Source organism: Pseudomonas paraveronii, assembly GCF_963681955.1.
GTDB lineage: Bacteria > Pseudomonadota > Gammaproteobacteria > Pseudomonadales > Pseudomonadaceae > Aquipseudomonas > Aquipseudomonas paraveronii.
The window spans coordinates 2,929,913-2,955,939 of record NZ_OY817130.1 but is presented as its reverse complement, the minus strand read 5'-3'; the positions used below and the strand labels follow the sequence as shown (position 1 = coordinate 2,955,939).

At 63.3% G+C, this 26,027-nt stretch carries 24 protein-coding genes; 9 read left to right on the top strand and 15 right to left on the bottom strand.

The genetic code is table 11. From position 1 onward, the window contains the following. Positions 1-47: 47 nt before the first annotated feature. A complete protein-coding gene (locus U5A08_RS13465) occupies positions 48-1,538 on the bottom strand; it encodes an aldehyde dehydrogenase (protein WP_321851921.1) in 1,491 nt (496 codons plus the stop codon). Positions 1,539-1,571: 33 nt separating this feature from the next. After that, on the bottom strand, positions 1,572-2,948 hold the full coding sequence (locus U5A08_RS13460) for a glutamine synthetase family protein (protein WP_253395535.1): 1,377 nt from the start codon (positions 2,946-2,948) through the stop codon (positions 1,572-1,574). 266 nt (positions 2,949-3,214) lie between these two features. On the opposite strand from U5A08_RS13460, the gene U5A08_RS13455 reads away from it, so the two are divergent. From U5A08_RS13455 to U5A08_RS13430, 6 genes are all read left to right on the top strand, one after another. Further along, entirely contained in the window at positions 3,215-3,976 is a 762-nt protein-coding gene (locus tag U5A08_RS13455; protein WP_253395533.1) for a gamma-glutamyl-gamma-aminobutyrate hydrolase family protein, read from the top strand. Positions 3,977-4,221: 245 nt separating this feature from the next. After that, complete coding sequence (locus tag U5A08_RS13450; RefSeq protein WP_253395531.1) at positions 4,222-5,364, top strand: ABC transporter ATP-binding protein; 1,143 nt, start codon at positions 4,222-4,224, stop codon at positions 5,362-5,364. Positions 5,365-5,408: 44 nt separating this feature from the next. Continuing rightward, positions 5,409-6,290, top strand: a complete 882-nt coding sequence (locus U5A08_RS13445; protein ID WP_247398319.1) for an ABC transporter permease subunit — start codon at positions 5,409-5,411, stop codon at positions 6,288-6,290. Further along, on the top strand, positions 6,287-7,156 hold the full coding sequence (locus tag U5A08_RS13440) for an ABC transporter permease subunit (protein WP_253395529.1): 870 nt from the start codon (positions 6,287-6,289) through the stop codon (positions 7,154-7,156). Before U5A08_RS13445 ends, U5A08_RS13440 begins: the two co-directional genes overlap by 4 nt. A gap of 63 nt (positions 7,157-7,219) precedes the next feature. Further along, complete coding sequence (locus U5A08_RS13435) at positions 7,220-8,317, top strand: polyamine ABC transporter substrate-binding protein (protein ID WP_321851918.1); 1,098 nt, start codon at positions 7,220-7,222, stop codon at positions 8,315-8,317. Between the two features lie 337 nt (positions 8,318-8,654). Further along, entirely contained in the window at positions 8,655-9,179 is a 525-nt protein-coding gene (locus U5A08_RS13430) for a DUF2867 domain-containing protein (RefSeq protein ID WP_321851917.1), read from the top strand. 699 nt (positions 9,180-9,878) lie between these two features. Here U5A08_RS13430 and U5A08_RS13425 read toward each other — a convergent pair. The 8 genes from U5A08_RS13425 to U5A08_RS13390 all read right to left on the bottom strand — a co-directional run bounded on the left by U5A08_RS13425 (position 9,879) and on the right by U5A08_RS13390 (position 18,453). Next, on the bottom strand, positions 9,879-10,460 hold the full coding sequence (locus U5A08_RS13425) for a putative natural product biosynthesis protein (protein ID WP_321851916.1): 582 nt from the start codon (positions 10,458-10,460) through the stop codon (positions 9,879-9,881). Between the two features lie 208 nt (positions 10,461-10,668). Beyond that, on the bottom strand, positions 10,669-11,058 hold the full coding sequence (locus U5A08_RS13420; protein WP_321851914.1) for a DUF2946 domain-containing protein: 390 nt from the start codon (positions 11,056-11,058) through the stop codon (positions 10,669-10,671). 348 nt (positions 11,059-11,406) lie between these two features. Continuing rightward, complete coding sequence (locus U5A08_RS13415; protein ID WP_321851912.1) at positions 11,407-12,531, bottom strand: NAD(P)/FAD-dependent oxidoreductase; 1,125 nt, start codon at positions 12,529-12,531, stop codon at positions 11,407-11,409. Then, complete coding sequence (locus U5A08_RS13410) at positions 12,524-14,146, bottom strand: methionine--tRNA ligase (protein ID WP_321851910.1); 1,623 nt, start codon at positions 14,144-14,146, stop codon at positions 12,524-12,526. The genes U5A08_RS13415 and U5A08_RS13410 overlap by 8 nt, the downstream gene beginning before the upstream one ends. 4 nt (positions 14,147-14,150) lie before the next feature. Then, positions 14,151-15,275, bottom strand: coding sequence for an NAD(P)/FAD-dependent oxidoreductase (locus U5A08_RS13405; protein WP_321851908.1), 1,125 nt, complete (start codon positions 15,273-15,275; stop codon positions 14,151-14,153). Beyond that, positions 15,272-15,625 (bottom strand): cupin domain-containing protein, encoded by a 354-nt coding sequence (locus U5A08_RS13400; protein ID WP_321851906.1) that lies wholly within the window; start codon positions 15,623-15,625, stop codon positions 15,272-15,274. The genes U5A08_RS13405 and U5A08_RS13400 overlap by 4 nt, the downstream gene beginning before the upstream one ends. A 16-nt stretch (positions 15,626-15,641) precedes the next feature. Continuing rightward, positions 15,642-16,982: a lysine N(6)-hydroxylase/L-ornithine N(5)-oxygenase family protein gene (locus U5A08_RS13395; RefSeq protein WP_321851904.1), complete on the bottom strand. Its 1,341-nt coding sequence runs from the start codon at positions 16,980-16,982 to the stop codon at positions 15,642-15,644. Positions 16,983-17,079: 97 nt separating this feature from the next. Continuing rightward, a complete protein-coding gene (locus tag U5A08_RS13390; RefSeq protein ID WP_321851902.1) occupies positions 17,080-18,453 on the bottom strand; it encodes an MFS transporter in 1,374 nt (457 codons plus the stop codon). Between the two features lie 139 nt (positions 18,454-18,592). Between U5A08_RS13390 and U5A08_RS13385 the strand changes: the two genes are divergently transcribed. After that, a complete protein-coding gene (locus tag U5A08_RS13385; protein WP_253395507.1) occupies positions 18,593-19,354 on the top strand; it encodes an ArsR/SmtB family transcription factor in 762 nt (253 codons plus the stop codon). On the opposite strand, the gene U5A08_RS13380 is transcribed toward U5A08_RS13385, so the two are convergent. From U5A08_RS13380 to U5A08_RS13360, 5 genes are all read right to left on the bottom strand, one after another. Then, the gene (locus U5A08_RS13380) at positions 19,329-19,994 is read right to left on the bottom strand and encodes a glutathione S-transferase family protein (protein ID WP_321851901.1); all 666 of its coding nucleotides are present in this window, start codon (positions 19,992-19,994) and stop codon (positions 19,329-19,331) included. The genes U5A08_RS13385 and U5A08_RS13380 overlap by 26 nt on opposite strands. Then, positions 19,991-21,460: an FAD/NAD(P)-binding protein gene (locus U5A08_RS13375; protein ID WP_321851899.1), complete on the bottom strand. Its 1,470-nt coding sequence runs from the start codon at positions 21,458-21,460 to the stop codon at positions 19,991-19,993. Before U5A08_RS13375 ends, U5A08_RS13380 begins: the two co-directional genes overlap by 4 nt. Then, a complete protein-coding gene (locus U5A08_RS13370; protein WP_247408599.1) occupies positions 21,457-21,891 on the bottom strand; it encodes a nuclear transport factor 2 family protein in 435 nt (144 codons plus the stop codon). Before U5A08_RS13370 ends, U5A08_RS13375 begins: the two co-directional genes overlap by 4 nt. Before the next feature lie 112 nt (positions 21,892-22,003). Next, positions 22,004-22,546: an ester cyclase gene (locus U5A08_RS13365; RefSeq protein WP_321851896.1), complete on the bottom strand. Its 543-nt coding sequence runs from the start codon at positions 22,544-22,546 to the stop codon at positions 22,004-22,006. A gap of 25 nt (positions 22,547-22,571) precedes the next feature. Beyond that, positions 22,572-23,582 carry a polysaccharide deacetylase family protein gene (locus tag U5A08_RS13360; RefSeq protein ID WP_253395499.1) on the bottom strand — a complete coding sequence of 337 codons (1,011 nt, stop codon included), beginning with the start codon at positions 23,580-23,582 and terminating at the stop codon, positions 22,572-22,574. A gap of 101 nt (positions 23,583-23,683) precedes the next feature. Here U5A08_RS13360 and U5A08_RS13355 point away from each other — a divergent pair, with 101 nt between their 5' ends. Together U5A08_RS13355 and mexE are read left to right on the top strand one after the other, a co-directional pair. After that, positions 23,684-24,580: a LysR family transcriptional regulator gene (locus U5A08_RS13355; RefSeq protein ID WP_321851894.1), complete on the top strand. Its 897-nt coding sequence runs from the start codon at positions 23,684-23,686 to the stop codon at positions 24,578-24,580. A 204-nt stretch (positions 24,581-24,784) separates the two neighbouring features. Beyond that, the gene (mexE, locus tag U5A08_RS13350; protein WP_253395495.1) at positions 24,785-26,026 is read left to right on the top strand and encodes a multidrug efflux RND transporter periplasmic adaptor subunit MexE; all 1,242 of its coding nucleotides are present in this window, start codon (positions 24,785-24,787) and stop codon (positions 26,024-26,026) included. Position 26,027: the final 1 nt, after the last annotated feature.

The following is a 26,027-nucleotide window of genomic DNA, read 5'->3' as shown; positions in this document are numbered from 1 at the left end:
CTGGCGATTGGCCGGCGCGGGCCGGCAATCGCCGTTGTTATTTGGGCTTAGAGCTTGATCCAGGTGGCTTTGAGCTCGGTGTACTTGTCAAAGGCGTGCAGCGACTTGTCGCGACCATTGCCCGACTGTTTAAACCCGCCGAACGGCGCGGTCATGTCGCCACCGTCGTACTGGTTGACCCACACGCTGCCGGCGCGCAGGCCCCGGGCAAAGCGGTGGGCGCGGCTGAGGTTGGCGGTCCACACCGCAGCCGCCAGGCCGAAGATGCTGTCATTGGCGATCGCCAGCGCTTCTTCTTCGGTGTCGAAGCTGATCAGCGACAACACCGGGCCGAAGATTTCTTCGCGGGCGATGGTCATGGCATTGGTCACGCCGTCGAAAATCGTCGGCTCCACGTACTGGCCACCGGTGTCTTGCAGGGCGCGCTGGCCGCCAACCAAGAGTTGGGCGCCCTGCTCCTTGCCGATCTCGATGTAGCGCAGCACATTGTCCAGTTGCCGCTGATCGACCACCGCGCCGACCTTGGTCGCCGGGTCCAGGGGGTGCCCCGGTTTCCAGGCCTGGAGCGCCTCCAGCAGCAGCGCAATGAAGGGCTCGCGGATCGAACGCTGCACCAGCAGCCGCGAACCGGCCACGCAGACTTCGCCCTGGTTGAAGGCAATCCCGGCCGCTGCCGCTACGGCTGCAGCGCGCAGGTCCGGGGCATCGGCGAATACCACGTTGGGGCTCTTGCCACCCGCCTCCAGCCACACCCGTTTCATATTGCTCTGGCCGGAATACACCAGCAGTTGCTTGGCCACCCCGGTGGAACCGGTAAAGGCCAGCACGTCCACATCCATGTGCAGCGCCAGCGCCTTGCCGACGGTGTGGCCGTAGCCCGGCAGCACGTTGAACACGCCTGCAGGAATGCCGGCTTCGAGTGCCAACTGGGCCAGGCGAATGGCGGTCAGCGGCGACTTTTCCGAAGGTTTGAGGATGAACGAGTTACCCGCCGCCAGGGCCGGCGCGAACTTCCAACTGGCCATGATCATCGGGAAGTTCCACGGCACGATGGCCGCGACCACGCCGCAGGGTTCGCGGGTGATCAGGCCCAACTGGTCGTGGGGCGTGGGCGCCACTTCGTCGTAGAGCTTGTCGATGGCCTCGGCGCTCCAGCGGATCGCGTTGGCCGTGGCAGGCACGTCGATGGCCATGGAGTCGCCGATCGGCTTGCCCATGTCCAGGGTTTCCAGAAGTGCCAGCTCTTCCTGGTGCTCGAGGATCAGATCGGCGAAACGGATCAGCACGCGCTTGCGCGCCGCCGGGGCTTGCAGTCGCCAGGTCCCGGACTCGAACGCCCGGCGCGCAGCGAGCACCGCCGCGTCGGCGTCGGCCTCATCGGTGCTGGCGACCTTGGCCAGAAAACGCCCGTCCACCGGGCTGATGCTGTCAAAGGTCTCGCCGCTGGCGGCCCAACGGTACGCGCCATCGATAAAGGCCCGGCCTTCAAGGTTCAGGGACTGGAAGTACTGCTCCCAGTCATTGCGATGCTTGGTCATAGGGTGTGCTCAACGCAAAAAGTGGGAAGGCCGTCAGACCGTGTGCAGGTACCAGTTGTACTCAAGGTCGGAGATCGAATTCTCGAACTCGGCCAGCTCGCTTTCCTTGCACGCCACAAACACGTCGATGTACAGCGGGTCGATGTACCGGGCCATGACGTCGCTGTCGTCCAGCTCACGCAGGGCGTCGCGCAGGTTGTTGGGCAGGCTCTGTTCGTTCTGCTCGTAGGAGTTGCCTTCGACCGGCGCCCCTGGCTCGATCTTGTTGGTCAGACCGTGGTGGATACCGGCCAGTACCGAGGCCATCAGCAGATAAGGGTTGGCATCGGCGCCAGCCACCCGGTGCTCGATACGCACGGCATCCGCCGAACCGGTCGGCACGCGCACGGCGACGGTACGGTTGTCGATGCCCCAGCTCGGCGAGTTCGGCACATAGAACTGCGCGCCGAAGCGGCGGTAGGAGTTGACGTTCGGGCAGAGGAACGCCATCTGCGCCGGCAGGGTTTCGAGCACGCCGCCGATGGCGTGACGCAGGGCGTCGTTGGTCTCGGGGTCGTCGCTGGCGAAGATGTTAGTGCCCGTTTTGTCGAGGATCGAGATGTGCACGTGCAAGCCATTACCGGCCTGGCCCGGGTAGGGCTTGGCCATAAAGGTGGTGTCCATCTCGTGGTCGTAGGCGATGTTTTTCACCAGGCGCTTGAGCAGCACCGCGTAGTCACAGGCTTTGATCGGGTCGCTGACGTGGTGCAGGTTGACCTCGAACTGCGCCGGGGCACTTTCCTTGACGATGGCGTCGGCGGGGATGCCCTGCTCTTTCGCGCCTTCAAGGATGTCTTGCAGGCAATCGACGTATTCGTCGAGGTCATCGATCAGGTAGACCTGGGTCGAATGCGGGCGCTTGCCCGAGATTGGCGAGCGCGGTGCTTGCGGGCGGCCGTTCACGTTGTCCTGGTCGATCAGGTAGAACTCCAGCTCGAACGCGGCGCAAATGGTCAGGCCCAGTTCGTCGAATTTGCTCACCACCTGGCGCAGCACTTCCCGAGGGTCGGCGAAGAACGGCTGGCCTTCGAGTTCATGCATGGTCATCAACAGTTGCGCGGTGGGGCGCTTCTGCCAGGGCTCGATGCACAGGGTGTCGGGGATCGGGTAGCAGATGCGGTCGGAGTCGCCGATATCCAGGCCCAGGCCGGTGCTTTCCACGGTCGAGCCGTTGATGTCCAGGGCGAACAACGACGCCGGGAGGTTGATGCCTTTTTCATACACCTTGTGCAGCGCCGTGCGTTCGATGCGCTTGCCGCGCACCACGCCATTCATGTCTGCAATCAGCAGATCGACGTACAGGACCTCAGGGTGTTTCTTCAGAAAGGCGTTGGCTTCGTTGAGCTGAACGGTACGCAGTGGGACCGACATGATGCACCTATGTGTTAATTATTATGTTCAAATCTGTTTCGTAGCAGCAGTCAATCCGAAAGATAAAGTGAAGTCAATAGCGAAAAGCGCGGGCTATTCGTTAATTATATTGGCACCAGTGAGGCAAACACAGGCCGCACACCAAGCAAACATGCGGATTAGCACCGCGCGGCGTCTATAATTTTTTACATGAAGGTTGTTAATTAAAATCAACATGGATAAGCTCTGGAAAAACTCGTTCCAGCGTGAATTTCGAGGTGATAAAAATGGCACTCAAGCCATTGATCGGTGTTACTGCATGCGTCAAAGAGATTGGCTTGCACCCCTACCATGTCAGCGGCGACAAGTATTTGCGTGCTGTCAGCGTCGCGGCCCTGGGGCTGCCGGTGGTCATCCCTTCCCTGGCGGACCTCTGCGAGATCAAGGATCTGCTGCACTACGTCGACGGCCTGCTGTTTACCGGCTCGCCGTCCAATGTCGAACCCTTCCACTATCAAGGCGCTCCCAGCGCGCCGGGCACCGCCCATGACCCGCAGCGCGACGCCACCACCCTGCCCCTGTTGCGGGCAGCGGTGGCGGCCGGAGTGCCGGTCCTCGGTATCTGCCGCGGCTTCCAGGAAATGAACGTGGCCTTTGGCGGCAGCCTGCACCAGAAGGTGCATGAACTGCCGGGCTTTATGGACCACCGCGAAGCCGACGACCCACGCCTCGACGTCCAGTACGCCCCGGCGCACCCGGTGGCGATCCAGCCCGGCGGCGTGTTCGAGGCCATGGGCCTGGCCGGCGAGATCCAGGTCAACTCGATCCACAGCCAGGGCATCGACCGCCTGGGTGACGGTCTGCGGATCGAAGCCGTGGCCCCGGATGGCCTGATCGAAGCCGTTTCCGTGGAGCACAGCCAGGCGTTTGCCTTTGGCGTGCAGTGGCACCCGGAATGGCAGGTCCTGTCGAACCCGGCTTACCTGAGTATTTTCCAGGCCTTTGGCGATGCCTGCCGGCAACGCGCCGCGCAGCGTCAGCACCGTTAACACAAGGCGGCCCCCACAGGGCCGCCAGTACTCGATTCACCGATTGACACGCCCTGCCCACGCGGCGCGCGCGCCTGTGTGCGCCCGCCGTGCGGCGTGAACGGCAACACCCGAACAACAACAAGCAAGCCCAGGCAGCCAGGATGGCGGCGCCGAATAAACCTGCACCGCATTGATGACGCAGGTTTGCAATCAACCTTATTAAGTCAGGCCGCATTGGCCCGACGACCTGTTGGGAGTTTCACATGGCAAACGCCTCCAGCATTTATCGCAAGGCTCTGGAAGGTCATCAGCAACCGCAAAAGGTGCTGGTGAAGATCGACCGCGTGACCAAGAAGTTCGATGAAACCGTGGCCGTGGACGATGTGTCCCTGGAAATCCACCAGGGCGAGATCTTCGCCCTACTGGGGGGTTCCGGTTCCGGCAAATCCACCCTGCTGCGCATGCTCGCCGGTTTCGAACGGCCCACCGAAGGCCGCATCCTGCTGGACGGCGTGGACATTACCGATATGCCGCCCTATGAGCGGCCGATCAACATGATGTTCCAGTCCTATGCCCTGTTCCCGCACATGACCGTGGCGCAGAACATCGCCTTCGGCCTCAAGCAGGACCGCCTGCCGGCCAGCGAGATCGAGGCGCGGGTCGAGGAAATGCTCAAGCTGGTGCACATGACCCAGTACGCGCGGCGCAAACCCCACCAGCTCTCCGGCGGCCAGCGCCAGCGCGTCGCCCTCGCCCGCTCCCTGGCCAAGCGCCCGAAACTGCTGCTGCTCGATGAGCCCATGGGCGCCCTGGATAAAAAACTGCGCTCGCAGATGCAACTGGAGCTGGTAGAGATCATCGAGCGCGTGGGCGTGACCTGCGTGATGGTGACCCATGACCAGGAAGAGGCCATGACCATGGCCCAGCGCATCGCGATCATGCACTTGGGCTGGATCGCCCAGATCGGTAGCCCGGTGGACATTTACGAAACCCCGGTGAGCCGCCTGGTCTGCGAGTTCATCGGCAACGTCAATATCTTCGAGACCCAGGTGGTCGACGACGCCGAAGGTCACGCGGTGCTCCAGTGCCCGGACCTGGACCGCGACATCTATGTCGGCTACGGCATCGCCACCTCGGTGGAAGACAAGTCGGTGACCTACGCGATCCGCCCGGAAAAACTGCTGGTCACCACCGTAATGCCGACCGGCGAGCACAACTGGTCGAGCGGCAAGGTCCACGACATCGCCTACCTCGGCGGGCACTCGGTGTTCTACGTGGAGCTGCCGAACGGCAAGATCGTCCAGTCGTTCATGGCCAACGCCGAACGCCGTGGCTCCCGGCCGTCCTGGGGTGACACCGTGTATGTGTGGTGGGAAGACGACAGCGGCGTGGTACTGCGGGCATGAGCACATCGACCATGAGCACTTTCAATCAAGCGTTGATCCGTGTGCTGCCCAGCGGTCGCAAGCTGGTGATCGGCATTCCCTTCCTCTGGCTGTTCCTGTTTTTCATGCTGCCGTTCTTCCTGGTGATGAAAATCAGCTTCTCCGAAGCGGCCGTCTCGATTCCGCCCTACTCGGAAATCTACACCTTCGTCGAGCAGAAACTCCAGGTGCTGCTGAACCTGGGTAACTACAGCCTGCTGGCCGCCGACGATTTGTACATCTCGGCCTACCTGGGCTCGCTGAAGATCGCTCTCCTCAGCACGTTGATGTGCCTGCTGATCGGTTTTCCCATGGCCTATGGGATTTCCAAGACCCGCAAGGAAATGCAAAACGTATTGCTGCTGCTGATCATGATGCCGACCTGGACCGCGATCCTGATCCGCGTCTATGCCTGGATGGGCATCCTCAGCAATAACGGCCTGCTCAACGCCTTCCTGATGTGGACCGGCCTGACCTCAAGCCCGATTGAAATCCTCAACACCAACACGGCGGTCTACATCGGCGTGGTCTACGCCTACCTGCCGTTCATGGTGCTGCCGTTGTACGCCAACCTGGTCAAGCACGACCAGAGCCTGCTGGAAGCCGCTTCGGACCTGGGTTCGAGCAACTTCAACAGCTTCTGGAAAATCACCGTGCCGCTGGCCAAGAACGGCATCATCGCCGGGAGCATGCTGGTGTTCATCCCGGTGGTCGGCGAGTTCGTGATCCCGGAACTGCTGGGCGGCCCGGAGACCCTGATGATCGGCCGCGTGCTGTGGCAGGAGTTCTTCAATAACCGCGACTGGCCGGTGGCGTCCGCCCTGGCGGTGGTGATGCTGGCGATCCTGATTATTCCCATCTTGCTGTTCAACCGCAGCCAGGCCAAAGAAATGGAGGCACGGGCATGAAGCGTTTGAGTTTTTCGACCCTGATGCTGGTGCTCGGCTTGTTGTTCATCTACCTGCCGATGCTGATTCTGGTGATCTATTCGTTCAACGCTTCCAAGCTGGTGACGGTCTGGGGCGGCTGGTCGCTCAAGTGGTACCTGGGGCTGTTGGATAACACCCAATTGATGGGCTCGGTGGCGCGCTCCCTGGAGATTGCCTGCTACACCGCCGTGGCCGCCGTGGCGCTGGGCACCCTGGCCGCCTTCGTGCTGACCCGGGTCACCCGTTTCAAGGGCCGGACCCTGTTCGGTGGCCTGGTGACCGCGCCTCTGGTGATGCCGGAAGTGATCACCGGTCTGTCGCTGTTGCTGCTGTTCGTGGCCATGGCGCAGATGATCGGCTGGCCCATGGAGCGTGGCATCGTCACCATCTGGATCGCTCACACCACCTTCTGCGCGGCCTATGTCGCGGTGGTCGTCTCGGCACGCCTGCGGGAGCTGGACCTGTCCATCGAAGAAGCGGCGATGGACCTCGGTGCGCGGCCACTCAAGGTGTTTTTCCTGATCACCATCCCGATGATCGCGCCGTCGTTGGCGGCGGGCGGCATGATGGCGTTCGCCTTGTCCCTGGATGACCTGGTGCTCGCCAGTTTCGTCTCCGGCCCCGGCTCCACCACCCTGCCGATGGAGGTGTTCTCCGCCGTGCGCCTGGGGGTCAAGCCGGAGATCAACGCCGTGGCCAGCCTGATTCTGCTGGCGGTGTCCCTGGTGACCTTTATGGTCTGGTATTTCAGCCGCAAGGCCGAAGTGAACCGCAAGCGGGCGATCCAGGAAGCCATGGACCAGACCGCCAGCGAAGCCTGGCAGCCGCAACCCCAACAGTCGTAACGAACACCGGCGACGGCCTAGGCCGTCGTGTTTTACCCCACAATAAAAAATGGAGTTGGATGCATGAAAAGGTTTGGCAGGACTCTGCTCACACTGTCCCTGTTGGGCGCCATGGCTGGCGGCGCCCAGGCCTCCGACAAGGTACTGCGCGTGTATAACTGGTCGGACTACATCGCCCCCGACACCCTGAAAAAGTTCGAGGCCGAGACGGGCATACACGTCACCTACGACGTATTCGACAGCAATGAAACCCTCGAAGCGCGGCTGCTGGCCGGCAAGTCGGGCTACGACATCGTGGTCCCGTCCAACAGCTTCCTGGCCAAGCAGATCAAGGCCGGGGTCTACCAGCCCCTGGACAAATCCAAACTGACGAACTGGAAGAACCTGAACCCGGTGCTGCTGAAAAATGCCGCCGCCAGCGACCCCGACAACGCGCATGCCTTCCCGTATATGTGGGGTTCGATCGGCATTGGCTACAACCCGGAAAAAGTCCGCCAGGCACTGGGCACCGACGCGCCACTGAACTCCTGGGACCTGCTGTTCAACCCCGAGAACGCGGCGAAGCTCAAGGCCTGCGGCATCAGCTTCCTCGACTCGCCGACCGAAATGCTGCCAGCAGCCCTGCACTACCTGGGCTTTGCGGTGAACTCCCAGGACAAACAACAGATCGCCCAGGCCCAGGAAGTGTTCATGAAGATCCGCCCTTCGGTGGCGTACTTCCATTCCTCCAAGTACATCTCGGACCTGGCCAACGGCAATATCTGCGTGGCCGTGGGTTACTCCGGCGACGTGCTGCAAGCCCGCGCCCGGGCTGAAGAAGCCAACAACGGGGTGAAGATCGACTACAGCATTCCCAAGGAAGGCGCCGGCAGTTTCTACGACATGGTCGCCATCCCCCGGGACGCGAGCAACGTCGACAACGCCTATGCCTTCATGAACTTTCTGATGCGCCCGGATATCATCGCCGAGGTCACCAACAGCATCGGCTACAGCAACGCCAACGCCGCGGCCACGCCCCTGGTGGACGAGGCGATCCGCAACGACCCGGCGTCCTATCCGCCCCAGGACGTGCTCGCGACCCTGTACGCGATCCCCGACCAGCCCATTCCCGTGCAGCGCCTGATGACCCGTGGCTGGACCAAGGTCAAGCTCGGCAACTAACACCTGCGCGCCACCACTCGGCGCGCCCCGCTTCCGTTCCCGTCGCGCCTTACCACCGCGACCTTTGCTGTGAACGGCTTCACCCGGCTCCCTCGGTTGGGGTGAAACCCTTGGCGCCTTCGGGCGCCTTTTTTGCGTTCAGTCGCCGACAAAGCGTCCTGCCACTCTGGGCCTTTCATTGGTGCGCAGCACTGAGCAATTAAAAAACTTGAGGATGCCCTGCACTTTCTGGCCCACTGGATCGTGCGCTCGCATGAAGTGCTAAAGAGCGCGCGGCACCTCGTGGAACCCGAATAAAAACGCGCTACCTACGATTAATGGCCTTCGGACAAACCTTATGAACTCCAGCGTCAGCCGCTGCTCCCTCCCGCCCGACTCAAGCATTGCCCGCCATGCCACCGGCGCCAGTTTCATCGATTGCCAGAGCACCTTGACCGATGACCACGAGCGCAGCGCCTTACGGCATGGGCTGCGGCTGATGGCCCGGACACCGATTTGGATCGACCGATTGATGGCGCTGCGCAACCGACTGGTGCAGGTGTTTGGCCTCAAGGATCTTGGCAGGCTGACACGCATCGATCTCGAGCGTGCAGACGCCGACTATCGACCCGGCGACCGGGTGGGGATTTTCACCCTGGTCTCGCAAACCCCCGACGAGGTTTTGCTGGTCGACCAGGACCGGCACCTGGATGTGTACCTGGCCATCAACCTTATGCCTCTCGACCCGCAAGGCACGCGCCGGGTGGTGCTCTCCACCGTGGTCCAGCCGCACAACTGGCTGGGCCGCCTGTATATGCTGCCGGTGGCGCCGTTCCATCGTTTTATCGCACCGCGCATGCTGGCCATGCTCAATCAGCGCTAGCGTTGCATTTGGCACGGGGCAGTCTCAGCGAGGCACATCGGTCCAGCCGGGAAATCCCTCTTCCAGGTTGCGACTGGTCACCGTGAAAAAGCCGAAAGGCGTTGGCAGCGGCTCGAACACACATTAAAGGAGCGCCAGGAACCTTGCGATTCCCGGCGCTCAGTAACGCGACCAAAACCCTGCCAAGGGAAAATGTCGCGTCGACGCAGAATCTAGCATGCCAATGCGCGCCACCTGACCTGCGACAAACCACCACAGGCAGCGCTTCATTGCACAATGAAAAACCACGCCTTGGCGCTCTCTCCTCCTGACTGTGGCGGGCTGTCGCACTGGGGCTCCTCGTTCAACGGCAACGAGCGCAGCGCCGAACCCCATGAGCCTGGCTCATGAACGCCAAACCGGCCCGCGGGCGAGTGATGACCGGGTTTATCAGGCAAAAAAAAGCCCTCTGGGAAGAGGGCCTGGCAACCGGCACATGAACGGGTTCAAATGCCGCGCCTCGAGCTACCGTGGAAGTGTCTGCCTCCGCTCAAAGCCTGCACACTTTATGAGCGCAGTCTCAGGGCGACAACTGCGACAATCTGGCACATCGCAGGCGCTAATCGACCCGATCCGCAGTGCTGGCGGCGCGCGCGATCAATGCTGATCAGGTGTGGTGCTTTGTCGCATCTCACTGGCGCCCCCTGGGTCAACACCGCGTCAAGGAATCGGCAGCCAGCGGCGAAATCCCACGCCGCCCTTGCCGGTCAACGGGCACCAGGCAAAGTCCCAGGGCACGGGCGGAAACTCCTCCAGATCCGCTTCAAGCCCGGGCACCGGACGAGGCGCCTGCTTCCAATCGAACACCCTTTCCGGCGCGCCCTGCCAAGCCAACACCAGCCCCCGAGCCTGGCTGTCATCGCTATTGATCCAGCGCGCCGCCGCAGCGCACATAAACGACTCGATGTGCTCTTCGTTGATCCGCGCCTGATACTTGGAGCCCAGGAGCCAGCGGCATACGCTCAGGTAATAGGTCCAGTTCAACGGCGGATGATTGCGATAGGCCCAGGTCATGAAGCCGCGAAATATATTCAAGCCATCGGGCGGATCGAGTTTGAGCAAGCCGGGGCACACATCGAACAAGGTGTGCCAGTAAGGCAGCAGTCGGGCATCCAGGTGGACGAAACTGCGCGCATTACCTGGGTAATCCGGAAACGGCAGCAGAAAGTCCGCTTGATTACGCAGACGCGAGGCTTTGCTGACCAACCGCGAAGCCCCCGATGGAACGGCTAGCGCGCACATGGCGACCTCCGGCCGATTGGCGCAGTCGCGAACGTTGCGTGTTTTTTTGCGTAAACGGCCGCAGCCAATCCTGGCAGTAGCCGACGATTGAGGCGTGCCAATACATGAGCCATTGTGTGCTCCTTCCCGTGTCACCTTTAACCGTGGAGCCCCTGCAACGCCTAGCTGACCGGGGTCGACAGGCACAAAGGGGCTTAGACAAACGCGGTCATGCGCAAAGTGCGGGGGAGGCTCTGGGATTGGCCGAGGGCCAGGAATAGCGCGGGGGCGCCTTGCAGCGCTGTTCGCGGTCAGGCCGGCGTACCGACCCGATCCGCAGCATCCAGCTCAGACAAAACAGCAAGGCAATGCCCAAGGTCACGGTCGAGCAGATCGGACAAGCAAAACTCCCGGCCCAGCCACTGGCGGACAGATCGGCGGGATCCGCTTTCGAGGCCGGCGCGGGACTGCCCACAGACGAGCAGAACTGCCCGCCTACGCCATTGAGCGCCAAGCCCATCGTCTGTCCGTGCGCCAAACCGCAGGCGAACACATTGAACAGGACGCAAAAATACAGCGTCCAGGCAATGAGCGAGCGGTCTGAGCGGGTCAGTTTCATGGCGGCGACTTTACCACCGAACAGCCGGTCGATTGAAGCGCAACCAACGTCGCACAAAACGGTTACGCCGCCGCACCGGGTAGCCGCGACAGCATTGGATCAGGCAACTTTCAGGGCATTTACACGGGTAAATCGCGCAACAAAGGCGTTGTCGGCATAGCGCTTCAACGTGCGTGCCACCAGGCAGGTGAATAGCGGTTCGCAGTTATGGACGACAACGTCATGGTCCATCAGCGCAAAGGCAGCCGACGTGCGGTGGGCGAAGAAGAAGTCGGTCGGCGCAGCGTCCAGGCCGGCCTTGTAGGGTTCGAAGATGCGGTCGGTTTTCCAAAGCCTGAGGGCGGCCCTTCAATCGATAAACCGCTGCAGCGCAAACGGCGCCATCGCCGCCGGCATCTCCCCCGTCAACACCCACTGCGCAATCGCCTGCCCAAACAACGGCGCAAATTTGAAGCCATGCCCGCTCAACCCAGCCGCGACCATCAACCCCGGCACGCGCGGGTCCGGGCCGAGCAGCGGATTACCATCCGGCGTGTCGTCGAAGAACGACACGCGGCGCCCAATGGGCTGCGCACCCAGCAGCCGCGTCAAGCGTTGCGCGGCGCGGTCACGGTAGGCCAACACCTGGGTGTCGCTGAAGGTGCCATCGAAAGCATCCGGGTCGATGGGCGTCCCTTCGACGCCGCTCAACGCGCCGATCACGTAGCTGCCGGGGCGATCCGGGCGCAGGTAGAAGCCGGCGTCGCGGTCGCAGTAGCCCGGCATCGGCTGATCCGCACCGCAGACCTCGACGATGCCCACGCATTGCCGTGTGGCATGGATCGGCAGCCGCGCGCGGCATTCGGCGGCCAGTGCGGCGGCCCACGGCCCGGCGGCGTTGATCACATGGCTGCTGGCGATAAACCCGCAGTCGGTCTGGACGCCGATGACGCGGCCGGCCTGGCGGACAATCCGACGCACCGCCCGGCCCTCTTCGATCACCGCGCCCATGGCACTCGCACCGGCGGCAAAGCTGCGTGCAGTCAGGCGCGGGTCGCAGTAACCGGCGTCCGGTTCGTAGACCGCACCCGCCAGGCCATCGGTGGACAGGTCCGGCACCCGTTCGCGCATCTGCTTGGGGCACAGCCATTCAAACGTAGCACCCGCTGCCTGAAGACGCTCGACATTGGCCTGGGTGGCCGCTTGCGCACGCATGGGAATCCCGGTCAGGAACCCCGTGCGCTGGTAACCGCATGCGCCGGGATAGTGCTGCTGCCACTCGCGATAGGCCCGCACACCTCGCGCCGCCAGGTGGCTCAGCGCGGGGTCGGCATAGTAAGCGCGCACGATCCCCGGCGATGCGCCCGACGACCCGCTGGCAATCGCGCCTTTATCCAGCAACCTGACCGACGCACCGGCGCGCGCCAGGTGCCAGGCCGCGCTGGTGCCGGTGGTCCCGGCGCCGATCACGATAACGTCGGCGTATTCATGCATCGCTGGCGGCCCCGGCAAGCACCACGCTGGCCGGCAGGCACGGCGCCAATGCGGCCGGCGAGAGCGGCGCAAAGCGCGGACGCAGAGAGGCCAGCAGCCGTGGCTGCGAGGCCACATAGAGCGCCTGGACCAGCGGCAACCCGTCATGGCCCAGGCGCTGCCACAGGTACTCGGCCAGGCGCGGCATGATCGGCGCGGCCAGGTACGCCAGGCCTTTGAGCCACAGGTAGGCGTGGCCGGGCTGCGTGACGTCCAGGTCGGGGCGTTGCATCCACTGATGCAGCACCGCCCACGCCTCGCGCACCGACACCGCGTTCAACCGGAAGGCCTGCCCCAACCGGGCGACAGCCACCTCCAGGCCCGGCAACAGCGCAGGCTCGATGGACTGCACCCGAGCGTGATCGAGGCCGCCCAGCGCCAGGTCGATACGGCTGTCGAGCGCCCCGGCCAGGTCCACGTTGACCACCTCGACAAACTCCTCCACGGCGAAATTGGTTTCGCCCTGCTCGGGGCTTTCACGGCTCAGGAAGTAACGCACGGCGTCGCTGGTCGCCGGGGTCTTTTCGACGATATCGGCGGCCCACACCACATGCAGTCGGCTGGTGGAAAACTTCGCGCCTTGCAGGTTGTAGAAGTAGTTGGTCAGCACGTAATCAAACGACTGGTGATCCTGCAGCGCATCCATCACCGCGACACTGCCGGCCAACAACAGCACCGCGTTGTCGATGCCAAAACTGACCAGCGTCGTCACCTCGCTGCTGCGCAACATCGCATGGCCGTGCTCGGGGGCGTTCTCCTGGGACCGATCGGCGCAGGTCAGCGCATATTCCCAGCCGGACTCGAACAGAACGCGCGGGTTGCCAAAGCGATCCGGGCTCCAGGCGACGCCCCATTCGCCCGGTGCAGTCAGCCGCACCAGGCCGTTTTCCCGTTCGAGGAAGCGCGCAATCACCTCGATGATCGACGCCGGCGCACCGGAAGCGGCGATGCGTTGCAGCAACTGCTCGGGGTGGGCGACGCTCAGAAACAGGCTTTCGACCTCCACCCAATGCAACGGGCTGTCGCCCATGCGCGGTTGCGGGTCAAGCATGGCTTGCGGGCGAAACAGTGCGCCGCAGGCTTCGCAAAAATAACCGCCCGCCCCTGCTCGGCAATACGGGCATTGCCCCAGCAGCCAGGCCCCCGCCATATAGCGCCGGGTATCCGGGCAATACAGCACGCGTTCGACCACGCTTTGCGTCACCCCGAGCGCCACCAGGCGCTCCACCGTGCGCTGGGCATTGCGCGCATGCTGCCGCGCATACGGGCCTTGCACCAGGTCGAGGAAGTCATCGACCTCGACATCCAGCGCGCGCAGGTCATGGGCGATTTGCGCGTGGTAGTCGCGCACCACGGCTTCGGGCGCACGTTGCTCTTGCAGCGCCTTCCACAACACATAGGAGTCGAAGCCGTCGACTGCCGAGACCACGTCGACACGATGGCCCTGGCTGCGCAGGTAGCGCCCCAACATGTCCATGCGCAAGTACGGCCCGGCGATATGCCCCAGGTGCAGCCTGCCGTTCGGGGTCGGCGGGATGGGCATCAGGAAGAAGGTTTGCGCGGCGATAGCGGTCATCTTTTCAATCCATCGAAACAGTAGAAAGGGTGGGTTTGGCGGTAGCGGGCGCATCGGGCCAATGGGCGACCATCAATTCAAGGGCTTCGCGGGCGATGCCCGGCGCCAGGCGGAAACCGGCGCCGCTGCCGGCGCCGGCAAACACCAGATTTTGCGAGGCGTCGAAGCTCACCTGCGACTCACCGTCGGGGCTGTAGCTGTCGCAGAACACCCGGCCGCCACGACAGCGTGGCACCAGCTCGGGCAGGTAGTGCGCCAGCGTGCGCGTGGCCACTTGCAGATCGTGGCGGTTGATTTCCAGTGCATGTTTGCGCGGCGCAACGTCCCATTCATCGCACCGAAAGCTGAACAACCACTGGTTACGCGCCGCCAACGGCATCAGGTAAGCGTCGGCTTGCGGCAGGAACAGCGCTGCGGCGTTGGCCGGTGGCACGCCGTCGATATGCAGGGCCACCACCTTCTTCACGCGCAGCCCATGGCGCGCGGCAAGCATGCCGAACGGCGACTCGCCGACCCACGGCCCCGTGGCCACCAGGGTGCGCCGGGCGCGCAGCGTGGCGCCGTCAGCCAGGGTGATGCGCGTGCCGCTGCCCAGCGCATCGATCTGCTGCACGCCCACGCCTTCGATGCAGCGCACATGGGCACTGGCCAGGCTGTGGCTGATCAGCAACCGCGCCACCAACGGCGGCTCGTAGCTTTCGGCGGTACCGCCACGCAGCAGGCTTTCGTTCGCGCCAACGTTGAGCGAAGCGCCCAGGCGTGAGCCCAGGTCAGGCACCGACAGATCGGCAGGCTGAACCGGCGCATCGACCAGGGCCTGCTCGATATGCGCGGTAAAGCTGCGCTCGGCCAGCCAGTACACCGGCGCCTGGGTGGTGCGGATGCCCAGGCGATCACGCAGGGCCCGATACAGCTCGGCGCTCTCCCCGGCCAGGCGCCGTTCGCGGGCAGTGCGGCCGGTGGCCAGCAGCACACCCGCCGAATGGGCGGTGGCGCCGTCGCCGATGCGGTAGCGATCGATCAGCAGAATCTGCCAGTGCGGATAGCGTTGCGTCGCATGATGCAAGGCCCAGGCACCGATAATGCCGCCTCCGACAATCACCAGGTCGAAGTGCTGCTCCATGCTCATGCCCACCACACCGAAAACACCTGGACCTGGGTGGTGCCGTTGTTGCGCGCGAAATGCGGCCGCCAGGGCGCGAAATACAGGCTTTCGCCATTTCTGACCGCGTGCCAGGTGCCGTCGTAAAAGACGTCCAGCTCCCCGCCGCTGACAAACCAGATCTCGTTCACGGCGTGCTTGTCTTCGTCGGTCGCGCTGTGTGGGTCGAGGGTGAAACGCGATGACTGGATCGGCGCGTTGGCCAGTTTGCCGGCAAAGTGATGCAGGTACAGGCGTACGCCTGGCTGCGCCACGGGCTCCTCGGTTTCTCGAATCACCGGGGCATTGCCGTTGGGAGCAAGTGTGATGGGGTCCATGACCGGGCTCCTGGGTCTAGTTGGCAAGGGCGGTCAGGCGATCGAAACGCGCATCGCCGACCTCGTCGAATACAGCGTTGGCGCCCCATTGGACGAACGCCTCGGGCTGATCCAGGTCGTACAGGGCTTGCCCGCTGACGCTGTTGATGATGTTCGCGCAGCGCCAAGGGATCAGGCCCAGGTTCGGGTCGGCGATGCCTTTTTGGCTGCGGGCGGCGTTTTGCACGTAGATGGCCGAGCCCTGCGGGCCGTCCCACGCGACGGAATAGTCATCGTTGAACACGTACTCGCCGTTGCACCGGGTAATCCGTGATTCGAGCGCCTCCAGGCACGCCGGCATCTGGTAGGCATAGCCTGTACACAGCACCGCCATGTCGGCACTCAGTTCCTCCTGGACCTGGCTGTGCCCGTGCGCCATCGACAGGCTCCAGTGATGGGGGCGCTGGTGAATCGCGGTCAGCTCACGCCCGGGCAGCAAGCGAATGTGACAGGGGTGCTGCAAGACGTGCTTGAGCTCGTACAGGCGGCGATAAATCGACTGCAACAACGCTTGGGAAATGCCGTCGCTCGCCAGTTTCTGCTCGGCCAGCAACGGTCGGCGCACGGCCTCGGGCTGGGCGAAAAAGTGCTCGCTGTACTGCGGGGTATAGAGTTCGTTGGTAAACGGCGACTCATCCAACGGCGAGAAATTCCAGCGCCGCGAAACCCAGGTCACGCTGGCGGGCAAGGCGGCGGTGTCGGACAGCAGGTGCTGGATGATTTCGGCCCCGGTCTGGCCACCACCGATCACCACCACGCGCTTGTCTTTGAGGCTGCGCTTGCGGGTCATGTAGTGCGAGGAGTGAAACAGCGTATCGCCCAGATGCGCTTGCGCGCACGTCGGGATCGACGGTTGCTGCCCGGTGCCCAGCACCAGGTGGCGCGCCGGCTGCACCCAGGTGTCACCCTTGAGCAGGAACAGGCCGTTATCGAACGTCACCGAGCGCACTTCGCTATTGAAATGCAGATTCGGCAGTTGGCTGCACGCCCAGCGGTAGTACTGGTTGAACTCGCGGCGCAGCACCTGCTCGAAATGCGCGTTGATAAAACTCAGCAGCTGTTTTTTCTGCGCCAGGTAAGCGAGGAATGACAGCGGGTTGGACGGGTCCACCAGGCTGACCAGGTCCTTGAGGTAATGCACCTGCAGCTTGGCCTCGGGCACCATCATCCCCGCATGCCATTGAAATTCGCTGCTGCGCTCGAAGAACGCGGCGGTAATGCTTGCTTTGGGCTGAGCCAGCGCCGCCAGGCTAAGGTTAGCCGGACCGATGCCGATTCCCGCCATATCGACAACTGCAGGTGCAGAACGCAGATTCATGATCATTATCCCTATTGATGATGTTTTTCAGGTGCAGCGACGCCTCGCGAATGTCACGAAAACGTGCCGGGCAATCGCCTCTACAGGTGCAGGTCCATCAACTTTCCACGGGTTGCGCCGCCGGCGCTTTCAACACCAGGGCGGCCATCAGCATGGCGAGCAACGACAAGCCGATGGCGACGCTGACGGCAACGTCGATGGCCTCGCCCAAGGGCTGAATCGAGGTGAGCAAGGCGCCGAAGATCGCCACACCGAAGGCGGAACCGCTTTGCCGGCTGGCATTGAGCGTGCCGGCCGCCACCCCGGCCTTGGCCCGCTCGACCACGCTCATCAGCACGGAAGTGGCGGCCGGGGTAATGATCCCGGCGCCGAATCCCACGGCCGGGTAACACAGCGCGATACGCCAGTACGGCGCATCAGTGGCCAGGGCAAACAGGCCGATAAACCCCAGGGTGTACAGGCCGAACCCCGCACACAGCACGGCGCGGGCGCCATACGCGCGGGTCAGCCGGCCGCAGGTGAAGCTGCCCAGGGTGACCATGGCGGTCAACGGCAGGAAGGCCAGCCCGGTGTCCAGCGGCGACCAGCCACGGTGGGTCTGGAAATACACGCTGAGCAGGAAAAACAGGCCATAGAACACCAGGGCCGACACCAGCGACAGCAGCGTCGCCCCCGAGAACACCGGGTGGCGGAAATACTGCAGCGGCAGCATCGGGTCCTTGTGGCGGCTTTCGGTCACGAAGAACACGCACCAGGCAATACAGGCCACAAACACGCCGGCGTACACCCATTCGGAGTTCCACCCCAGCTTCGCCCCTTCGATCAGCACCGCCACCGAGGTCGCCAGCGCGATAATCGCGGCGACTTGCCCGGTGATGTCCAAGTGGCGGTCAGGCGCCAACGGTGCTGAAGACGGGATGCGCGAGGTCAGCCACACACCGACCAGCGCGATCGGCACGTTGATCAAGAAGATGCTGCGCCAGCCGAACAGCTCGATCAGCACCCCGCCCACCAGCGGCCCGGCCGCCATGGCGATGCCACCGCAGCCGGCCCATACCCCAATCGCGCTGGCGCGTTGGTGGGTCTGCGGGTAAGCGTTATTGATCAACATCAACGAGCACGGCACCAGCAACGCGGCGCCCAGCCCCTGCAAGACCCGCGCACCGACCAATTCCGGCAGATCGGTGGCCAGGCCGCACAAGGCCGAGGCCAGGGCAAACAGGCCGAGGCCGACCGCGTAGATTTTCTTCGCACCGAAACGATCGCCCAACAGGCCGCCCGTCAGCAGCAGGCTGGCGAAGGTCAGGGTGTATGCGTTGATCACCCACTGCAGCCCGGAGATGCCCGAGCCAAAGGTGCGGGAAATCGATTCCACCGCCACATTGACAATCGAGGTGTCGAGGATCACGACCACATAGCTCAGGCTCGTCGCAAGCAGTACTTGGCGTTGGTAGCGGGTGTTGGGGGTCATGACCGCGTGCGTCCGTTGAAAGGGGGCGGCTCGACTATATGCAGCTTTCCGGGATAAACGCTTCGAGCTGTGTCGAAGTGTTTATGTTTATGTCATCCTGAAAATCGACATGACTTGGCACAGCACGGAGTTCGACGGAATGACCCAGCCAAAAATCTCATCCATCGCCTACCTGATCGCCGAGCCCGTGCGCGCAGTGATTCTGATCACCCTGGCAGATGGCAGTTCGATGTCCGCCAGTGCCTTGGCCAATGCCGCAGGCGTGACCCCGCAGACCGCCAGCTCGCACCTGGCGAAACTGCTCGACGGCGGCTTGCTCACCGTCGAGACCAAGGGCCGCAACCGCTTCTATCAATTGGCCGGTCCCGATGTGTCCCATGTGCTGGAAAGCCTGGCGGCGGTCGCGCCGCAAACCAGTTCGTGGCGTAGCCTGCCCAACCGCTCGGCCCATGAGCTGCGTTTTGCCCGTTGCTGCTACGACCACCTGGCCGGCCAGGTCGGTGTAGCGGTGACCCAGGGCATGCTGCAGCAGGGTTTTCTCCTTGAGCGCAACGAGTGCGAATATGTGCTCACCCCGCGCGGCACCGAATGGTTGCAGTCACTCAACCCGCAGGGCGGCGAGCCATGCTTGCACGACCATATGCAGGCTCGCCGTTGCCTGGATTGGACCGAACGCCAACACCACATCGCCGGGCCGCTCGGCACCCACCTGCTGGAGACTTTCTGCCAGCAGGGTTGGCTGCGTCGAACCGTCGGCTCACGTGCGGTGTATGTGACCAGCCCGGGCTGGCGTGCATTCAAGCTGCATTTGGGGATTGAGCATCTGCGTCATCTCGAAGCGCCGCTGCATGCCGTGACCCCGGCCAGGAAAACCCTTATGCCGGCACCCGTTGCGAGCTGAACAGCCGCTCGATTTCGGCGATCCGGCGCTCCTGGGCCGCCCCGCTCTGCTGCCAGGCGGCAAGCGCATTGATCCGCGCGTACCAGGCCGCCACATGGGGATATTCCAGGAACGGCGCCTGGGTGCGCGGGATATGACTCAGCGGGGCCGCCAGGTCGATGTCCGCCAGGCTCAACGCGTCGCCCACCACAAAGCGCCGGGTGCGCAAGTGCCCGTCGAGCACGGCCGTATAGCGGTGGATCGCCTGCAGCGCGTCGGCCACCAGCGTCGGGTTCTCGGCGCGGCCTTTGAGGCGGTCCATGAACCGCTGCTCGATCAGCACCGTCGGCCCACGGCGAAAGTGCTCGGCGGCCCAGAACATCCACTTGAGCGTTTCGTACTTGGCATTGCCTGCGGGCAGTAATGACGAACCGGCCTGTTCGGCCAGGTAAATCATGATCGCCGAGGCTTCGAACAGCACCACGTCGCCGTCGACCAAGGTCGGGATCGTGCCGTTCGGGTTGAGGGCCAGGTACTCCGGCGTGCGGTTCTCGCCACTGAACAGGTCGAGGAACACGAATTCGACCTCAAGCCCCAGGTAAGCGGCGGTGGTCAGTACTCGCCGGGTATTGCTCGAACCTCTGTCGCCATACACTTTCATGCCACTGCCTCGGTTGCGTGTTTGTCGATGAATGAAGGGGCCTCGGCGAGCAGCATCACCACCTCGCGGGCCTGGCGCACCGATTGGTACACCGAATTGACCATCGGCGCCGCCAGGTACGAGGCCACGCCCAGCAGCCAGATGTTTTCCGGTGCCTCGGCGCCGGGCAGGCTGACCTGCAACTGCGGCGACACATAGGGCGGCGTACACGGCGTTGTCGGTGGCACCTGCAGATCAAGGCCGTCACGGGTGGCATGGAAAAACTGCTTATGAAAACCGGTGGCGCACACCACCGCATCCACCGCCTCGATGTGCCCGCGGGCGTCGTGAACCTGCCATTGGCCTTGCCACTCAAGGGTTGTCGGCACCTGCACGGCCAGTTGCAGGCGCCCTTCGTCGATCAGGCGCAGCAATGTGATCGCGGTCTGCAAGGGCACCGCGAAGAGGTAACGCCCGACCGCCTCCCAACAGTTCTGCAGCGCCGCCATGCGCACTGCCGGCGGTGCCGCGCGCAGTTTCACGTCAGCCAGGTCCATGCACTGCACCAACAGGCTCTGCCAGTCCGTCGCGCCCCGTCGGGCCAAGGCGACTTCGCCGCGCAGGCGCTGGGTGGGCTCCACGCTGCGGTCGACTTGTTCGCGCAGCGAGCGACCACTGATCGCCTTGGCCGCCCGCGCAACGATGCGCAGCAAGTGCCAGTACAGCTTGGGGTTCTCCAGGTCCAGCCTTGCGAATCGCGTTTCATCCAGGGCCACCGCACAACGCCGGGGGGTAGCCGTGCGCACGCCGGGCAAACGCCCGGAAGGCGACGCCATCAGCACCTGATGCCCCGCGCCGCAGAGCAGCAACACGCTGTCGACTGCCGATAGACGACTGCCCAATACCAAGACCCGTGACGGTTTACCCAGGCTGTCCAGCCAGGCCTTGGCCGGGTATGGCGTCGAGAAAATGCCCGGCGCACCGACATGCGGGCTGACCAGCGGCGGGATGAACGGCGCGGCACTGCCGGTGCAGACCAGCACGGCACAGGCGCGCAGGTCGCTGCCATCATCCAGCACCAGGCGATAGTCGCTGCGCGCGACCGGCTGGATACGTCGCACCGTTGCGCGCACGACCCGATGCTCGATGCCCCGCGCCTGCGCCACATCGCGGTACTCGGCGTAGCGTTGCTTGAGGTAGCCCGATACCCAGGCCCGTGGCACAAACGCGTCTTCGCCAGCGTCGAGGCCCTGCGTCTGGAGGTAACGCTGAAAGTCGTGCGGGTCATCGTCCAGCACCGACATGGTCTGCACCGAGGTATTGCACAACAGCGAGGCCTCGCTGGCGCTGAAGGCAATCGAGTGCGCCAGCCCCTCGGGATCGATGATGTCGATACGCTGGGCGTTACCTGTGCGCACCAGTTGGATAAACGCCGCGACGCCGGTCACCGCCCCGCCAATGATCGCAACCATCGCACGCGGGTTCACAGCGCTTGCGCCTTCGCCAGTACCGGCGCGAGCAAGCGCACGCCATACCAGCCCCAATACACGCGGTGGCAGGTGATCAAGCCGTTTTCAATCTCCATCATTTCCATCAGGTCGACCTGCTCCCCCGTCGGCGTCTTGCGCGGGTATTCCCACGTCAGGTTGCGGCCGTTGATGAAGGCCTTGTCGCTGCGATACCACTCAGCCAGGTCATTGGGAAAGCGGCGCTTGCTGTCTTCCATGAACCGCTGGATCACCCCTCGGCCCACCAGCACCCCGCTGCCGTGGTCGGGGTAGATCGCCAGCACCAGCGGCGTTTCGAACACCGCCTGTTCGGCATACAACGCCGCTGTAGCCGCCAGGTCGCCGGCACAGACGGTGGCGTGCCAGGCTTCATAGATAGCCAGCAGACCGGGATCGATGGACGAAGTCATGGCGTTTTCCTCGCGTGGCAGCACAACAGCTAATAGAAGCCGCAATTGTAAAGAATTGCCACCCGGCCATGCTTCGACCTGGCCCGAAGTGTCAGGCACGCGGTGCTCGGGATTACAGAGCGCCCAACTGCTGCATCAGCGTCAGGTTGTCTTCAATGTGCCAGTTGGCGGCGATCTTGCCGTTGTCGATCTGATAGATATCGGTGGCGATAAAGTCCACGGGCTGTCCGCCACCCTTGATCTGGCCGAAGGTGCCGGTGAAGTGCCCGCGAAAATGCAGGTGAACCACGACGCGGTCGCCGGCGATGATCATGTGTTCGATCTCACAACGCAGGTCCGGCACCGCTTCACGAAACGCCCGGGAAGCGAGCAACGGGCCTTCGGGGCCTTGTTTACGCCCGGCTGGCGGAGTTTTGTCGACGAAATCCGCAGACAGCGCCTCGCGGGCCAGGCTTTCGTCACCGCTATCCCAGAAGGTGTCATAACGGCGGGCGGCGGTTTCCATGAGCGCCAGTTGCGCAGGCGGGAGGCTCTTGTCCACCACCAGCACACCCGGCTTGACCAGTTCAGTGTTGGCCGCGAGGACGGCGCCGGAAAAGGTCGAGGTCAAGAGTGTGGCGATGAAGCAAACGCGCGCTATAGGTGAGGGTTTCATTGAAAAATCTCCTTGGGTGATGGGCTCAGAGGGTCTCGTTTTCCCGCAGGCTGAGCGGGCTTTTAAGGGTGTACTGCGCGATAGCGTCCTTGCGCATGAACGCCACGCCGGGGTGGCTGTTGGCATAGCGTAAAAACTCATCCCAGACCCGGACCATTTGCGGCGTGCCGCTGATGCGGTCGTGGGCGCTGATCGACATCATGCGGCGCCGGCTGCCGGCCTCTTCGTACAACTGGTCAAAGTCCAGCTTCACCTGTTCCAGGAACTGCGACGGTGAGTAGTTACGGCCTTCGATCAAGACGATGTCGTTGTTGCGCAAGGTGTACGGAACCACCACGAAGTCCTTGCCGTTGACCTGCTCGATAAACGGCTCGTCGCGACTCACATCGTCGATGTGATAGACGTAGCCAAGCTCTTGCAGCAGCGCCAGGGTATTGGGGCCACGGCGCAACCAATTGCAGTTGTAGCCGCTGACTGGCTGGCCGGTGACCTCCTGCACCATGCTCGCGGCCTGGCGCAGGAACGTGCGTTCTTCATCGCGGCTCATGGCAAATTGCGAACTCCAGCGCGGGCCATGGCCCGCCGCCTCGTGACCGCGCGCGACGATCTCCCGGGCCAACTGCGGATGACGCTTCGCCGCATCGCCGATCATGTGGCTGGTGACCTTCACCCCATGTCGATCCCAGAGGTCGAGCATTCTGGGAATGCCTTCGCGGTAGCCATAGGCGAACCAGGTATTGGTGGCCGGGTCGGCGGGCACGCTGTCCGGGAAGTCCACTTTGGGAAACGGGCTGTCGGTGCCCTTCAGCGGTTGCCCGCCGGCTTCGAACTGCATGGAGATCGAGACGACAAGCCGCGTGTCGCCGGGCCAGAAACCACCCCTCGCCTGACGCGCCGCCGCTGGTGCCGCCCCGCCCTGCCCGGTCTGCGCCGCGCTCGCGTTGGCGGTGCTGAGCAGCGATCCGGCGGTCAACACCGCGGCGCCCGCCCCCGCCTGGGCCAGGAAAGTACGCCGTTGCAGGTTCACAGATGACATGACGATAACTCCGTTGAATAAACACGGATGCAACGCTAATCCTTTAGGTTTATTTTGATAATTGAGCTGAAATCAAAAATCACTTTCGGAAAAACCGAACAATGCTGCTGAAGAACCTTGAGCTGTTTTTATTGATCGTCGAGAAAGGTGGGCTGTCTGCCGCCGGCAGAGAGCTGGGGTTATCGCCGGCCTCCGTGTCGGAACGGCTGGCGCAGCTAGAGAGTTTTTATGGCGCCAGCCTACTCAACCGCACGACCCGTGCGATCAACCTCACCGATGAAGGCCGCCTGCTGGTCGACGGCGCACACCGCCTGCTGGCAGAAGCCGATGAGCTGCACAGCAGCATTCGTCTGGGCACCGACCAAATTTGCGGGCCGATCCGCCTCAGTGCCCCGCAAGACTTCGGCCGTCAATACATCGAGCCGATCCTTGCGCAGTTCATGCTGGAGCACCCGCAGGTCAGCATCGACCTCAACCTCAGCGACGGTTATGTCGATCCCGTCAGCCAGGGGATCGACTTCGCCGTGCGCTTCGGCGCGCTGGCCGACAGCACCCTGCATGCCCGCCTGATTGGCGAGAACCGCCGCGTGGTCTGTGCTTCGCCGCTGTACCTGGCACGCCATGGCACCCCGCAACACCCTGAGGACCTGGCCGCGCACGAGTGCCTGGTGATGCGCTTCGGCATCAATATTTCGCGGGAGTGGACGTTCAAGCAACACGGGCAGACCCAACGGATCATGGTGCGTGGCCGCCGCGTGGCGAACGACGGCGCGCTGATCCGCCAATGGTGCCTGGCCGGCCACGGGATTTGCTTGAAGTCGGTGTGGGACGTGCGCGCCGATCTCGACGCTGGCCGCTTGGTCGAGGTGCTTGAGGATTACGACCTGGGCGGGACCGCGCTGAACATCGTGTACCCGTCCACGCGCATTCAGCCCAAACGGGTGAGAATGTTGATAGAACGCATCGTTGCGCGGTTGGCGACTGACAACACCGCGTAGGCATCGCGGCGTTCCTGGCAGCCTGCGCAATACACCTTTGTCATCAAGGATATTGATAGCTGCCTAATGAAACCCGCAGACTAGAGGGCTAATCCCGCGCATATATCATTCCGAATGATAGTTATCTTTGCTTCATTCGATTCGTGACCTAGCACCTCGCCGCGCATGATCCGCCCATCTCAAATACATTGGCGGATGCACCTCATGGAACAGAAACTCAAACACTTGCGCTTGCCCCTGGCGATTCTGGCCGTGGCGGTAATGAGCGCGTGCGGCAAAACCCCGGACCAAGCGGCCGCCATGCCTCCTGCAAAAATCAGCGTGGCCAAGGTGCTTGAGCAACCGGTCAACGAGTGGGACGAATTCACCGGTCGCCTGGAAGCACCGGAAACCGTGCAAATCCGTCCACGGGTGTCCGGCCAGATCGATCAGGTGGCCTTCATCGAAGGCGCCCTCGTGAAGAAAGGCGACCTGCTGTTCCAGATCGACCCGCGCCCGTTCCAGGCCGAGGTGCGCCGCCTCGAAGCCCAACTGCAACAGACCAAAGCCGCCGCCAGCCGCAGCGATAACGAAGCACAACGCGGCGAACGCCTGCGCCAGAGCAATGCGATCTCCGCCGAACTGGCCGACTCGCGCACCACCGCCGCCCAGGAAGCCCGCGCCGCTGTCGCCGGCATCCAGGCGCAGTTGGACCTGGCCAAGCTGAACCTGAGCTTCACCCGTGTCACCGCGCCGATCAGCGGCCGTGTCAGCCGTGCCGAGATCACCGCCGGCAACCTGGTCACCGCCGACGTCACCGCGCTGACCAGCCTGGTCTCCACCGACAAGGTCTACGCCTACTTCGACGCCGATGAGCGCGTGTACCTCAAGTACACCGAACTCGCCCGCCAGGGTCGCCGTGGCGCGACCACCCCGGTGTACCTGGGCCTGTCGAATGAAACCGGCAACCCGCACCTGGGCCAGATGAACTTCGTCGACAACCAGGTCAACCCGGCCACCGGCACCATCCGTGGCCGTGCGGTGTTCGATAACAGCAAAGGCGAATACACCCCGGGCTTGTACGCCCGCCTGAAACTGGTCGGCAGCGGCACCTACTCCGCCGTACTGATCAACGATGAAGCGGTCGGCACCGACCTGGGCAAGAAGTTCGTGCTGGTGATGGAAGGCGACAAGCCGGCCTACCGCTCGGTGGAACTGGGGCCGAAGATCGAAGGTTTGCGCATCGTGCGCAGCGGCCTGAACAAGGACGACACCATTATCGTCAAGGGCCTGCAGCGTGTGCGCCCGGGTGCGCCGGTCGCCCCGGAAACCATCCCGATGGCCAGCAAGGAAACCCTCGCCGCCTTGGCCCAACAACGACAAGCGCTTGAAGCCAGCAACCTGGAGCAAGTGGCGCCGGAAAAAACCGCGCCCAAGCTCGCAGCCGTCGCGACGCCACGCGGTTAAG

Excerpts from the sequence above, each read along its gene's own strand:
- U5A08_RS13405 (WP_321851908.1), bottom strand. The coding sequence starts at position 15,275 with ATGAGCATGGAGCAGCACTTCGACCTGGTGATTGTCGGAGGCGGCATT.
- U5A08_RS13370 (WP_247408599.1), bottom strand. The coding sequence starts at position 21,891 with ATGACTTCGTCCATCGATCCCGGTCTGCTGGCTATCTATGAAGCCTGG.
- U5A08_RS13465 (WP_321851921.1), bottom strand. The coding sequence starts at position 1,538 with ATGACCAAGCATCGCAATGACTGGGAGCAGTACTTCCAGTCCCTGAAC.
- U5A08_RS13415 (WP_321851912.1), bottom strand. The coding sequence starts at position 12,531 with ATGCATGAATACGCCGACGTTATCGTGATCGGCGCCGGGACCACCGGC.
- U5A08_RS13390 (WP_321851902.1), bottom strand. The coding sequence starts at position 18,453 with ATGACCCCCAACACCCGCTACCAACGCCAAGTACTGCTTGCGACGAGC.
- U5A08_RS13450 (WP_253395531.1), top strand. The coding sequence starts at position 4,222 with ATGGCAAACGCCTCCAGCATTTATCGCAAGGCTCTGGAAGGTCATCAG.
- U5A08_RS13435 (WP_321851918.1), top strand. The coding sequence starts at position 7,220 with ATGAAAAGGTTTGGCAGGACTCTGCTCACACTGTCCCTGTTGGGCGCC.
- U5A08_RS13385 (WP_253395507.1), top strand. The coding sequence starts at position 18,593 with ATGACCCAGCCAAAAATCTCATCCATCGCCTACCTGATCGCCGAGCCC.
- U5A08_RS13430 (WP_321851917.1), top strand. The coding sequence starts at position 8,655 with ATGAACTCCAGCGTCAGCCGCTGCTCCCTCCCGCCCGACTCAAGCATT.
- U5A08_RS13410 (WP_321851910.1), bottom strand. The coding sequence starts at position 14,146 with ATGACCGCTATCGCCGCGCAAACCTTCTTCCTGATGCCCATCCCGCCG.
- U5A08_RS13395 (WP_321851904.1), bottom strand. The coding sequence starts at position 16,982 with ATGAATCTGCGTTCTGCACCTGCAGTTGTCGATATGGCGGGAATCGGC.
- U5A08_RS13400 (WP_321851906.1), bottom strand. The coding sequence starts at position 15,625 with ATGGACCCCATCACACTTGCTCCCAACGGCAATGCCCCGGTGATTCGA.
- U5A08_RS13420 (WP_321851914.1), bottom strand. The coding sequence starts at position 11,058 with ATGAAACTGACCCGCTCAGACCGCTCGCTCATTGCCTGGACGCTGTAT.
- U5A08_RS13380 (WP_321851901.1), bottom strand. The coding sequence starts at position 19,994 with ATGAAAGTGTATGGCGACAGAGGTTCGAGCAATACCCGGCGAGTACTG.
- U5A08_RS13360 (WP_253395499.1), bottom strand. The coding sequence starts at position 23,582 with ATGTCATCTGTGAACCTGCAACGGCGTACTTTCCTGGCCCAGGCGGGG.
- U5A08_RS13440 (WP_253395529.1), top strand. The coding sequence starts at position 6,287 with ATGAAGCGTTTGAGTTTTTCGACCCTGATGCTGGTGCTCGGCTTGTTG.
- U5A08_RS13460 (WP_253395535.1), bottom strand. The coding sequence starts at position 2,948 with ATGTCGGTCCCACTGCGTACCGTTCAGCTCAACGAAGCCAACGCCTTT.
- U5A08_RS13365 (WP_321851896.1), bottom strand. The coding sequence starts at position 22,546 with ATGAAACCCTCACCTATAGCGCGCGTTTGCTTCATCGCCACACTCTTG.
- mexE (WP_253395495.1), top strand. The coding sequence starts at position 24,785 with ATGGAACAGAAACTCAAACACTTGCGCTTGCCCCTGGCGATTCTGGCC.
- U5A08_RS13455 (WP_253395533.1), top strand. The coding sequence starts at position 3,215 with ATGGCACTCAAGCCATTGATCGGTGTTACTGCATGCGTCAAAGAGATT.
- U5A08_RS13355 (WP_321851894.1), top strand. The coding sequence starts at position 23,684 with ATGCTGCTGAAGAACCTTGAGCTGTTTTTATTGATCGTCGAGAAAGGT.
- U5A08_RS13425 (WP_321851916.1), bottom strand. The coding sequence starts at position 10,460 with ATGTGCGCGCTAGCCGTTCCATCGGGGGCTTCGCGGTTGGTCAGCAAA.